This window comes from Streptomyces sp. ICBB 8177 (assembly GCF_003144095.1).
Taxonomy (GTDB): domain Bacteria; phylum Actinomycetota; class Actinomycetes; order Streptomycetales; family Streptomycetaceae; genus Streptantibioticus_D.
This window is the reverse complement of the sequence record NZ_NSKH01000003.1, coordinates 123,481-134,075: the sequence shown is the minus strand read 5'-3', so window position 1 is coordinate 134,075 and position 10,595 is coordinate 123,481. Positions and strand designations below refer to the sequence as shown.

Genomic DNA, 10,595 nt, shown 5'->3' with positions numbered 1-10,595 from the left:
CTCGTTGGGCGTCTTCTGCCGTGCGGCGCCCTCGACCAGGCCGATCATGCGGTCGATGAAGGTCTCGCCGGGGCGAGTGGTGATCTTCACGACGATGCGGTCGGACAGCACCTTGGTGCCGCCGGTCACCGCCGAGCGGTCGCCGCCCGACTCCCGGATGACCGGGGCGGACTCACCGGTGATGGCCGACTCGTCGACGCTGGCGACGCCCTCGACGACGTCGCCGTCGCCCGGGATCACGTCGCCCGCCTCGCAGACGACCAGGTCGCCGATGCGCAGGTCGGTGCCAGGGACGTGCTCCTCCGCCTCGCCGCTGAGACGGCGGGCGATGGTGTCGGTCTTGGCCTTGCGCAGGGTATCCGCCTGCGCCTTGCCACGGCCCTCGGCGACCGCCTCGGCCAGGTTGGCGAAGATCACGGTGAGCCACAGCCAGGCGGCGATGGCCCAGCCGAACCACCGGCCGGGGGTGTCGAAGGCGAAGACGGTGGTGAGGACCGAGCCGATCTCGACCACGAACATCACCGGGGACTTGACCATCACCCGGGGGTCGAGCTTGCGCAGCGCGTCGGGCAGCGACCGCCACAGCTGAGCGGGGTCGAACACCCCGGCGCCGACCCGGCCGGGCCCCAGGCCCTGGCCCGGCTGCCCGTCGTCCTGCGGGAGTTGGCTGCGTATTGGTGTCGCGGTTGTCATGACAGCCCCTCGGCAATCGGTCCGAGCGCCAACGCGGGGAAGTACGTCAGGCCGGTGATGATCAGGACCGCGCCCACCAGCAGTGCGGCGAACAGCGGCTTTTCGGTGCGCAGGGTGCCCGCGCCGGCGGGCACCGGCTGCTGCCGGCCGAGCGATCCGGCCAGCGCGAGGACGAACACCATGGGCAGGAAGCGCCCGAGCAGGGTCGCGATGCCGGTCGTGGTGTTGTACCAGTCGGTGTTCGCGTTCAGCCCGGCGAAGGCGGACCCGTTGTTGTTGGCGGCCGAGGTGTAGGCGTACAGCACCTCGGAGAAGCCGTGCGCGCCCGGGTTGAGCGCGGAGTGGATCGGCGTGGGCAGCGCCATCGCGATCGCGGTGAACACCAGCGCCACGGCCGGGGTGATGAGGATGTAACAGGCCGCGAACTTGATCTCCCGGCCGCCGATCTTCTTGCCCAGGTACTCGGGGGTGCGGCCCACCATCAGGCCCGCGATGAACACCGCGATGACGGCCATGATCAGCATGCCGTACAGGCCGGAGCCGGTGCCGCCGGGCGCGATCTCGCCCAGCATCATGCTCAGCAGTGTCAGCCCGCCGCCGAACGCGGTGAACGAGGAGTGGAAGGCGTCCACCGCGCCGGTGGACGTCAGCGTCGTACTGGTGGCGAACAGCGAGGACGAACCGACGCCGAAGCGCTGCTCCTTGCCCTCCATAGCGGCGTGCGCGGCCTGGAGCGCGGCGCCCGGGTGGGCGTACTCCGTCCAGGACATCAGCACCACGAAGCCCAGCCAGATGACGCCCATCGCGGCGAGGATCGCGTAGCCCTGCTTGATGCTGCCGACCATCCGGCCGAAGGTGCGGGTCAGGGAGAACGGGATCACCAGGATCAGGAAGATCTCGAAGAGGTTGGTGAACGCCGTCGGGTTCTCGAACGGGTGGGCCGAGTTGGCGTTGAAGAAGCCACCGCCGTTGGTGCCCAGTTCCTTGATGGACTCCTGCGAGGCGACGCCGCCGACCGGCATGCCCTGGTGGGCGCCGGACAAGGTGGTGACGTCGTGCCAGTTGCCGAAGTTCTCGATCGCGCCGCACGCGACCAGCACGATCGCGGCGAGGAACGCCAGCGGCAGCAGGATACGTACCGTGGTGCGCACCAGGTCGGCCCAGAAGTTGCCCAGTTCACCGGTGCGGGAGCGGGCGAAGCCGCGGACCAGCGCGATGGCGACGGCGATGCCGACCGCGGCGGACACGAAGTTCTGCACGGCCAGGCCGCCGGTCTGCACGACGTGGCCCATCGTCGACTCACCTGAGTACGACTGCCAGTTGGTGTTCGTGACGAACGACGCGGCGGTGTTGAACGCCTGCTGCGGGGTGACGGCGGCGAAGCCGAGCGAGCCGGGAAGGTGGTTCTGCACCCGCTGCAACAGGTAGAGGAAGAGCACGCTCACCAGGGAGAAGGCGAGCACCCCGCGCAGGTAGGCGGGCCAGCGCATCTCGCGGTCCGGATCGGCGCCGACGCAGCGGTAGATCCAGCGCTCGGCGCGCAGGTGCTTCTTGGACGAGTAGACGGCGGCCATGTAGTCGCCGAGCGGCCGGTACGCCAGGGCGAGCGCCACGATCAGCGCGAGGACCTGGAGGGCGTCTGCGGATATCGAGCTCATGCCGGCGCTCAGAACCTCTCCGGGAAGAGGAGGGCCAGCACCAGGTAGCCCAGCAGTGCGACGGCCACGATCAGGCCGACGAGGTTCTCCACGCTCACAGCCTGGTCACCCCCTTCGCGACGAGGGCCACGAGCGCGAAGACCGCGAGCGTGGTGAGGACGAAGGCCACATCGGCCATCTCGTGCTCCTGGATGGGTCGGGTTTCGGACACCATCGAGTGAAGCCGCCGCAGTGCGTCCCGCCGCCCGCGTTGACGCCTCCCTGACGGGCACGGAGGCGGCGTTGACGCGCTCCTTACGCACACCCGTGAGCAGGTGAAAGGCCGGTGGCCCGAACCATGTTCATGGTTCGGGCCACCGGCCTTTCACACGTCCCGCTACGAGCGCTAGCGGACCTCGCTGATCTCCGGCCCGCGCCGCATCGGGTCGATGCCGTCGGAGAACTTGCCCGGGGCCTGCTGTTCCTGGGTCATGCCCTCCGGCATCATCTGCGCGTCGTCCGGCAGCTTCAGGACGACGGGGTCGCGCGGGGCCATCGGGGAGTCGCCCCGGGTGACCACGGTGTCGCGGAAGATCTGCTCCAGCACGCCCGCGGCCTGCGGCTGCACCGCACCCTGGCCGGAGATCACCCCGCGCAGGAACCAGCGCGGTCCGTCGCAGCCCACGAAGCGGACCAGCTGGACCCCGCTGGAGCCGTCCGGCAGCTGCACCGGCACCTGGGCGCGCAGCTCCCAGCCGAGCGGGCCCTCGACCTCCTCGATCACGCCGCCCTGCTGGGTGATGCCGGTGGCGATCTCGTCGCGCACCTCGCCCCAGATGCCTTCGGACTTCGGCGCGGCGAACGCCTGCAGCTGGATCGCGCTGTCGCGCAGCACCACGGTCGCGGCGACGATCGCGTCACCGGCGACCTCGACCCGCAGCTCCATGCCCTCGACACCGGGCACGTGCAGACCGCCGAGGTCCACACGGCCCTCGGCCGGGTCCTTCACCTCGCTGATGTCCCAGGGGCCGTCGGGGCGCGGCGCGGGCGGGAGGTTGTAGCGGCGGGACTCGGTCCCGTCCGACTCGTCCGACGCTGCGTCGACGTCCTCGGTCGTCTCGTCCGGGCCCGCGTCTTCGGCGAGCTCGTCGAGTGCGTCTTCGCGCTCCTTGCGACGACGGAACACGGTCACTGTCCTTCCCGGTCTGAGGCGACCGAAGCGTAGCCCTGCGTAGAACCGCTCGTACCGGCCGGCCGGCCGGTGACCGCGGCATGTCCCCCAGTGGAGCCGAAACCCCCCGTGGCCCTGGCGGAACCAGGCAGTTCCGCGACCTCGTGGAAGCGGACCTTCTCGACCTGCTGGACGACCAGCTGGGCGATCCGGTCGAACCGCTCGAACCGCACGCTCTCGCGCGGATCCAGGTTGACCACAATCACCTTGATCTCTCCACGGTACCCGGCATCGACCGTCCCGGGCGTATTCACCATCGAGACGCCGCACCGGGCGGCGAGCCCGGAGCGCGGGTGCACGAACGCCGCGTAACCGTCCGGCAACGCGATGGAGATGCCGGTGGGCAGCACGACGCGCTCCCCCGGGGCGAGGTCGGCGGCGTGTGTGGTCACCAGGTCGACTCCGGCGTCACCGGGGTGCCCGTAGGAGGGGATCGGCACCTGCGGGTCGACCCGGCGGATCAGGACGTCGAGCGGGGCACGGGTCACGGGTTCACCTCGAAGGCGCGGGCCACCTTGACCTGGTCGGGGTCGGCGAGGGCGGCCTTGATCTCGTCGGGGCGGCCGTTCTTGGTGAAGTGCTCCAGCTTGACCTCGACGAACACCGCGTCGGCGCGCACCGCGACCGGCCCGTCGGGGCTGCCGATGCGGCCCTCGGCGGTGCAGTAGACCTTGCGGCCCGCCACCGCCGTGCAGCGGGCGCTCAGGTGCAGCGTGGTGCCGACCGGGACCGGACGGACGAAGTCGGTCTCCAGGCGCCCGGTGACGGCGATGATGCGCAGCAGCCAGTTGAGCGAGCCGAGCGTCTCGTCCAGCGCGGTGGCCAGCACGCCGCCGTGCGCGAGCCCCGGAGCGCCCTGGTGGGCGGGCTGCACGGTGAACTCGGCGGTGACGGTGACGCCTTCCCCGGCGCGGGACGCCAGGTGCAGGCCGTGCGGCTGGGTCTCGCCGCAGCCGAAACACTGGTCGTAGTGCGCACCGAGCAGCGTGCCCGGGGCGGGGGCCTCGGGATGACGCACGGGTGGGGCGGCGTCGGGGGGCGGCGTCAACGCCGGGCGGCCGGTGCCGCCGGATGCAGTAGCTCCACTCACGGCCCGAACCCTACCCTCCTGGGGATGCCCAACCCTTACCGTCCGATCAGGGGATCGATTCCGGCACGGCAGGCGTTGCCATCGCGGACCGTCGAACCGCCCGACCGGAGCGCGCCCATGAGCCCACAGTCCGTCGTCGTCACCGGTGCCAGCGGCACCACCGGCCAGGCCATCACCCTCGAACTGGCGCACGCCGGTTTCGACGTGATCGCCACCGCCCGCACCGAGGAGCGGCTGCTGCCGGAGCTGCGGGTGTCCGCCTACCGCGCGCAGTACTCCGCGGTCGGCGAGGCCGCGCGGCGGTGCTCCCGGCAGGCGGGGGCGCGTCCTGTGGCCCGCGCTGTGCTGCGGGCGCTCACCGCCGCCCGGCCGATGCCGCGCTACCTGGTGGGCGGCGCCCGTTCTACGGCGGCGCTGGACGCGGTGGCGCCTACGGTGGCGTCGGACTGGGCCAAGCAGCTGCTGACCGGGTTGCGCGCGGCGCCGCCCCGGGTGGCCCGGGCGATGCGGCTGCCGGTGCCCTGAGGTGCCGGTCAGGAGGGGCGGCCCCGGGCCGGGCGGCACAGGATGGCGTGCCAAGCTTGGAGCCATGGTTCCCTCGCAGCCTTACGACGAACGCCTCACCGTGCCCGGCTACTGGTGGGCCATGGCCGTGCTGTCGGGATTCGGGTGCGCGCTGGTGGCGCTGCCGTTCGGCACGCTGCCGATCCTGGGCACGCTGGCGGGCTCGGTCGCCGTCTTCAGCGTGGTGCTCAGCTCCTACGGTTCCGAGCGCATCCGGGTCGTGCAGGGTTCGCTGGTCGCGGGCGACGCGAAGATCCCGCTGACGGCGCTGGGCGAGGCGGTCGTGCTGGACAAGGCAGAGGCGCAGGCCTGGCGCACCTACAAGGCGGACACCCGGGCCTTCATGCTGCTGCGCTCGTACGTGCCGACCGCGCTGAAGGTCGAGGTCACCGACCCGAAGGACCCGACGCCGTACCTGTACCTGTCGACGCGCTCCCCGGAGCGGCTGGCGGCGGCGCTGGGCCGCGCGGCGGTCAAGGCGGCGTAGCGGGCTTGCGGCCCCTTGCACGGACGAGGCGGTCAGGCGGACGGCGGCAGGGCGTCCCAGGGGACGCGGCGGGCGCGCAGGTCGTCGCGGACCCGGCGGGCCAGGCGCCTGGTGTCGCGCCGGTTGAAGGTGGCGCCGACGCCGGCGCCGATCATGAACGGGGTGAGGGTCGGCAGGCCGCGCACCGTGCGGCGCAGCAGGCGCTGCCTGAGGCGTCGTTTCATCCGGCCGCTGAGCGCGGTGTCGACGCTGGACGGGCGGGTCACCTCGATCCCGCGTTCCTGGGCCCAGGCGCCGAGGTAGGCGGTCACCCGCGCTCTGGCGTTGCCCGGGGCCCGGACCCCGTAGACCTCGTGCAACTCGGCGATGAGCTTGTACTCCACGGCGGCCACGGCCAGCGTCTCGGCGGCCAGCTCCGCCATCATGGCCGGCGGGACCGGCAGCATCGCGGCGGCGCCGACGCCCGCGCCGACGGCGGCGGTGCCCGCCGTCGCGCCCGACACCAGTTTGTCCGCCAGCTCGTCCGGGCCGAGGCCGGGGAAGTGGCGGCGCAGCGTCTCCAGGTCCCGGACCGGGATCCGCGGCGCCAGGTCGATCAGGCGCTCGCTGACGGCCAGCAAACCGCCCACGGCGCCGCCGGCCACCCTTCCGGCGCCGCCCTTGACCCGGTGCGCGAGCGAGGCCCACCGTTGCTGCTCCGTGGAGCCTCGCCCGTCGTCACGTACCGCTGGATCCGCCACAGCAGCCCACGGCGAGACAGTCAGGCCGCGCAGTCGCGGCAGATGGGCTGACCGTTCTTCTCCGCGGCCAGCTGGCTGCGGTGGTGCACCAGGAAGCAGCTCATGCAGGTGAACTCGTCGGCCTGGCGGGGCAGCACCCGCACCGACAGCTCCTCGTTGGAGAGGTCGGCTCCGGGCAGCTCCAGTCCTTCGGCCTGCTCGAACTCGTCGACGTCCACCGAGGAGGTGGACTTCTCGTTCCGCCGGGCCTTCAGTTCCTCGATGCTGTCTTCGTTGATGTCGTCATCGGTCTTGCGTGGCGTGTCGTAATCCGTTGCCATTGCCTCTCCCCCTCTGGGTGTCTGCGGTGTCTCCAGCGCACGTAACGCGCGAGGGGCCGGTCTTGTGCCCGACCCGAGGCGGAGATTTTGCCTCACATCAAGGCCTGTTACTCAATCGACACCCAACCGCACCCCCGAAGAGGTGATGGTGTCGGCCGTCCACCGGGGCCTCCAGGGGCCCCGACGGGACGCTTCAGTAGTGCCGTCCCCTGTACTTCCCGTGATCATGACCTGCGGAAACCTGGATTTTTCGGCTTTTTCCGCAAGGGTCGCGATCACCGAGCGTACCCATGACCCAAATCGCATGTGCGATCGGTCACAGCGTCGGAAAACGGGGGACGCATCCCGATTTTCCGCTCAAAGCGAACATTTCCGCGAGTGCCTCCCGCGCGCTTCACGCCGGTGGGGCGGCGCGGGCCGTGAGGCGTCTCACAGCGGGATCGCGACCCGCATGACCAGCCCGCCGCCCTCGCGCGGCTCGGCGGTGATCTGGCCGCCGTGCGCCCGGGCGACCGAGCGCACGATGGACAGGCCCAGGCCCACGCCCTTGTCGCTGTTGGTGCGCTCGGTACGCAGCCTGCGGAACGGTTCGAAGATGTTGTCCAGTTCGTACGCGGGCACCACCGGCCCGGTGTTGGACACCGTCAGCAGCGCCTGCCCGTCGGCGGTGCCGGTGGAGACCTCCACCCAGCCGTCGGGGGCGTTGTAGCGCACCGCGTTCTGCACGAGGTTGAGCGCGATCCGCTCCAGCAGCACGCCGCTGCCCTGCACGACCGCCGGGTCCAGCCGCTCGTGCCGCAGCTCGACGCCCTTGGCCTGCGCCTCGGACCGCGTCTGGTCGACCGCCTGGGCGGCCGCCTCGGCCAGGTCCACCGGCTTGCGCTCGATCACCTCGTTGTCGCTGCGGGCCAGCAGCAGCAGGCCCTCCACCAGCTGCTCGCTGCGCAGGTTGGTGGCGAGCAGCGTCTTGCCGAGCTGCTGGAGGTCGGGCGAGGCGCCGGGGTCGGCGAGCTGGACCTCCAGCAGGGTGCGGTTGATCGCCAGCGGGGTGCGCAGCTCGTGCGAGGCGTTGGCGACGAACCTGCGCTGCGACTCGAACGACCGGTCGAGCCGGTCGAGCATGTCGTCGAAGGTGTCGGCCAGCTCCTTCAGCTCGTCGTCGGGGCCGTCCAGCTCGATGCGGCGGGACAGGTCGGAGCCGGCGACCGCGCGGGCGGTGCGGGTGATGCGGCCCAGCGGCGCGAGAACCCGCCCGGCCATCACGTAGCCGAAGGCGAACGCGACCACGGTCAGCCCCAGCAGCGCCAGCAGCGAGCGGCGCAGCAGCCCGTTGAGGGCCAGCTCGCGCTCCTGCTGCATGCAGGAGTTCAGCGCGTTGGTGAACGCGTCGGCGCTGCCCTGGACCGGCAGGTTGGGGCAGGCGTCGCTGGTCGCGGTGACCTGTCCGGCCTCCAGCCGGAACGGCAGCTGGGTACCCTGGTGCATGGCCTCGGCGGCCAGCAGGTAGATGATCAGCAGCAGCACGACGCCCGCGATCAGGAACATGCCGCCGTACAGCACCGTCAGCCGGATGCGGATCGTCGGGCGCAGCCAGGGCACGGTCGGCTCGGGGGCGCGCGGGTCCCAGGTCGGCTTGGGCGGGGCGGCCGGCGCGTGGCCGGAGGAGTGGGAGACGGTCATCCGCTATCAGATCCGGTAACCCGAGCCGGGCACGGTCACGATGACCGCGGGCTCGCCGAGCTTGCGCCGCAGCGTCATGACGGTGACCCGCACGACGTTGGTGAACGGGTCGGTGTTCTCGTCCCAGGCCTTCTCCAGCAGTTGCTCGGCGGAGACCACCGACCCCTCGCTGCGCAGCAGGACCTCCAGCACCGCGAACTCCTTGGGCGCGAGGTGGATCTCCCGGCCGTCGCGGAAGACCTCGCGGCGGTTCGGGTCGAGCCGGATGCCGGCCCGCTCCAGCACCGGGGGCAGCGGCGTGCTGGTGCGGCGACCCAGGGCGCGCACCCGGGCGGTCAGCTCGCTGAAGGCGAAGGGCTTGGGCAGGTAGTCGTCCGCGCCCAGCTCCAGGCCCTCGACACGGTCGCTGACGTCGCCCGCGGCGGTCAGCATCAGCACCCGGGTGGGCAGCCCGAGGCCGACGAGCTTGCGGCAGACCTCGTCGCCGTGCACCACGGGCAGGTCGCGGTCGAGGACGACGACGTCGTAGTCGTTGACCCCGATGCGCTCCAGGGCGGCGCCGCCGTCGTAGACGACATCGACGGCCATGGCCTCCCGGCGCAGGCCGGTGGCCACGGCATCGGCGAGCAGCTGCTCGTCCTCGACGACGAGTACGCGCACGTAGGTGGTCCTTCCACGAAAAAAGCAGGCGGGTAGGTCTCCATCCTGCCTCGGATGCCCATAAAACACCGGTAAGCCCCTGTCCCGTACGCGGTCCCGTGCGCGCGAGGACCGGTGGCTGGGGGAAACCGTCCCGTGAGATTTTCCGGCGTCCCGAGGTTTCCGCCCCTCCGGGGTGGGGGAAGACGACTGCAACCCCGCGATCGCGCCTCATCTGCCGCGTGCTCCACACGCGTTCGCCGTGATCGCCCAGGACCCGCAGATCATCGACACCACCTTGTGCACCCGACGACGACGAGGGGGCGCCTCATGGACGCGTTCACGACCGGAATCATGCAGCGCATACGGAACGCTGAGTCGGACCTCAGCCGTGCCCGGGAGACGGGCGACGACTTCCTCGCCGAGGTCGAGCAGTCCGAGCTGGACGACCTGCGCCGCCTCGCCGCGGAGCACGGAGTCGAGGTCGCTCCCCGCGTCGCCTGACGCGGTGGCCGAAGGGGCGCGCACGCGCCCTTTTGCGTTTCCGGGCGGCCTACGGCTCCTCGCGGGGTTCACGCACGCGGCAGCGCACGATGGGACGGGACGGCGCCCCGGCCACCTCACGGTGGCCGGGGCGCCGTCCCGCGTGCGCGGGAAACGTCGTGCGCGGGGACCGACGGTCAGTCGTGCCAGGCGCCGAGGTCCTCCAGGAAGGCCTGGAGGGGCTCGAACAGGCCCGGGGAGCCGGCGACGGTCAGGTCGTCCCCGGCAGGGCTCCCGGGCCGTCCACCGGTCAGCGCGCCCGCCTCCCGGGCGAAGAGCACGCCGGCCGCCCGGTCCCAGGGGTTGAGCCCGCGCTCGTAGTAGCCGTCCAGCCGTCCGCAGCCCACGTCGCACAGGTCGATCGCGGCGGAGCCCGCCCGCCGGATGTCGCGCACCTTCGGCAGCAGCTGCCGGGCCACTTCGGCCTGCGCCACCCGGCGCTCGGTGAGGTAGCCGAAGCCGGTGCCGATCAGGGCCTGCGAGAAGTCCTGGGGCGCGGGACGGCACCGCACGGCGCGCCCGTTGACGAACGCTCCCCCGCCGCGCACCGCGTGGTACGTCTCGCGGCGCATCGGCGCCTCGACGACCCCGGCCAGCGCCACGCCGTCGCGCTCCGCGGCGATGCTCACCGACCAGGACGGCAGGCCGTAGAGGTAGTTGACCGTGCCGTCCAGCGGGTCGATGACCCAGCGCACCCCCGAGGTGCCCTCCCGGCTCGCGCCCTCCTCGCCGAGCAGGCCGTCGTCGGGGCGCGCCTCGGCCAGGTAGCCGGTGATCAGCTTCTCGGCGGCGAGGTCCATCTCGGTCACCACGTCGATCGGGCTGGTCTTGGTGGCGGCCACCGCGAGGTCCTCGGGGCGGCCGTCGCGCAGCAGAGCGCCGGCGCGACGGGCGGCCTCCAGCGCGACGTCGAGCAGGTGCCGGTCCAGGTCTTCGGGGGTGCCGGAGTCGTCGGTCACGGCGTCCTTTCC

13 protein-coding genes and 1 pseudogene are annotated in these 10,595 nt (G+C 71.8%); 3 read left to right on the top strand and 11 right to left on the bottom strand.

Going from position 1 to position 10,595, the window contains the following annotated elements; all coding sequences use genetic code 11:
* The 6 genes and pseudogenes from CK485_RS03560 to CK485_RS03535 form a co-directional block, all read right to left on the bottom strand.
* A pseudogene (locus CK485_RS03560) lies at window positions 1–693 on the bottom strand (potassium-transporting ATPase subunit B); the annotation flags it as partial.
* Window positions 690–2,351 carry a potassium-transporting ATPase subunit KdpA gene (gene kdpA, locus CK485_RS03555; protein WP_109446823.1) on the bottom strand — a complete coding sequence of 554 codons (1,662 nt, stop codon included), beginning with the start codon at window positions 2,349–2,351 and terminating at the stop codon, window positions 690–692. The pseudogene CK485_RS03560 and the gene kdpA, both read right to left, overlap by 4 nt.
* Window positions 2,352–2,359: 8 nt before the next feature.
* Window positions 2,360–2,449: a K(+)-transporting ATPase subunit F gene (gene kdpF / locus CK485_RS03550; RefSeq protein ID WP_109446821.1), complete on the bottom strand. Its 90-nt coding sequence runs from the start codon at window positions 2,447–2,449 to the stop codon at window positions 2,360–2,362.
* A 287-nt stretch (window positions 2,450–2,736) separates the two neighbouring features.
* Window positions 2,737–3,516, bottom strand: coding sequence for a DUF3710 domain-containing protein (locus CK485_RS03545; RefSeq protein ID WP_109446819.1), 780 nt, complete (start codon window positions 3,514–3,516; stop codon window positions 2,737–2,739).
* A gap of 2 nt (window positions 3,517–3,518) precedes the next feature.
* Window positions 3,519–4,049 (bottom strand): dUTP diphosphatase, encoded by a 531-nt coding sequence (gene dut / locus CK485_RS03540; RefSeq protein WP_109446817.1) that lies wholly within the window; start codon window positions 4,047–4,049, stop codon window positions 3,519–3,521.
* Complete coding sequence (locus CK485_RS03535) at window positions 4,046–4,651, bottom strand: PaaI family thioesterase (RefSeq protein WP_109446815.1); 606 nt, start codon at window positions 4,649–4,651, stop codon at window positions 4,046–4,048. Before CK485_RS03535 ends, dut begins: the two co-directional genes overlap by 4 nt.
* Before the next feature lie 117 nt (window positions 4,652–4,768).
* Here CK485_RS03535 and CK485_RS03530 point away from each other — a divergent pair, with 117 nt between their 5' ends.
* On the top strand, window positions 4,769–5,176 hold the full coding sequence (locus CK485_RS03530) for a hypothetical protein (RefSeq protein ID WP_109446813.1): 408 nt from the start codon (window positions 4,769–4,771) through the stop codon (window positions 5,174–5,176).
* A gap of 64 nt (window positions 5,177–5,240) precedes the next feature.
* Window positions 5,241–5,702 carry a DUF3093 domain-containing protein gene (locus CK485_RS03525; RefSeq protein ID WP_109446811.1) on the top strand — a complete coding sequence of 154 codons (462 nt, stop codon included), beginning with the start codon at window positions 5,241–5,243 and terminating at the stop codon, window positions 5,700–5,702.
* 32 nt (window positions 5,703–5,734) lie between these two features.
* Here CK485_RS03525 and CK485_RS03520 read toward each other — a convergent pair whose 3' ends face one another.
* The 4 genes from CK485_RS03520 to CK485_RS03505 all read right to left on the bottom strand — a co-directional run bounded on the left by CK485_RS03520 (window position 5,735) and on the right by CK485_RS03505 (window position 9,102).
* A complete protein-coding gene (locus CK485_RS03520) occupies window positions 5,735–6,466 on the bottom strand; it encodes a hypothetical protein (RefSeq protein ID WP_241968149.1) in 732 nt (243 codons plus the stop codon).
* Entirely contained in the window at window positions 6,463–6,762 is a 300-nt protein-coding gene (locus CK485_RS03515; protein WP_109446800.1) for a DUF4193 domain-containing protein, read from the bottom strand. The genes CK485_RS03520 and CK485_RS03515 overlap by 4 nt, the downstream gene beginning before the upstream one ends.
* A 429-nt stretch (window positions 6,763–7,191) precedes the next feature.
* Window positions 7,192–8,442 (bottom strand): HAMP domain-containing sensor histidine kinase, encoded by a 1,251-nt coding sequence (locus CK485_RS03510; RefSeq protein ID WP_109446798.1) that lies wholly within the window; start codon window positions 8,440–8,442, stop codon window positions 7,192–7,194.
* A 6-nt stretch (window positions 8,443–8,448) separates the two neighbouring features.
* Window positions 8,449–9,102: a response regulator transcription factor gene (locus tag CK485_RS03505; protein WP_109446796.1), complete on the bottom strand. Its 654-nt coding sequence runs from the start codon at window positions 9,100–9,102 to the stop codon at window positions 8,449–8,451.
* Between the two features lie 309 nt (window positions 9,103–9,411).
* On the opposite strand from CK485_RS03505, the gene CK485_RS28945 reads away from it, so the two are divergent.
* Entirely contained in the window at window positions 9,412–9,585 is a 174-nt protein-coding gene (locus CK485_RS28945; RefSeq protein WP_206749850.1) for a hypothetical protein, read from the top strand.
* A gap of 176 nt (window positions 9,586–9,761) precedes the next feature.
* Here CK485_RS28945 and CK485_RS03500 read toward each other — a convergent pair whose 3' ends face one another.
* Window positions 9,762–10,583 carry an inositol monophosphatase family protein gene (locus CK485_RS03500; RefSeq protein WP_109447545.1) on the bottom strand — a complete coding sequence of 274 codons (822 nt, stop codon included), beginning with the start codon at window positions 10,581–10,583 and terminating at the stop codon, window positions 9,762–9,764.
* Window positions 10,584–10,595 lie beyond the last annotated feature (12 nt).

Bases quoted from the DNA above. Each gene is read 5' to 3' on its own strand.
- kdpA (WP_109446823.1), bottom strand. From the start codon at position 2,351: ATGAGCTCGATATCCGCAGACGCCCTCCAGGTCCTCGCGCTGATCGTG.
- CK485_RS03530 (WP_109446813.1), top strand. From the start codon at position 4,769: ATGAGCCCACAGTCCGTCGTCGTCACCGGTGCCAGCGGCACCACCGGC.
- CK485_RS03525 (WP_109446811.1), top strand. From the start codon at position 5,241: ATGGTTCCCTCGCAGCCTTACGACGAACGCCTCACCGTGCCCGGCTAC.
- CK485_RS03515 (WP_109446800.1), bottom strand. From the start codon at position 6,762: ATGGCAACGGATTACGACACGCCACGCAAGACCGATGACGACATCAAC.
- CK485_RS03510 (WP_109446798.1), bottom strand. From the start codon at position 8,442: ATGACCGTCTCCCACTCCTCCGGCCACGCGCCGGCCGCCCCGCCCAAG.
- CK485_RS28945 (WP_206749850.1), top strand. From the start codon at position 9,412: ATGGACGCGTTCACGACCGGAATCATGCAGCGCATACGGAACGCTGAG.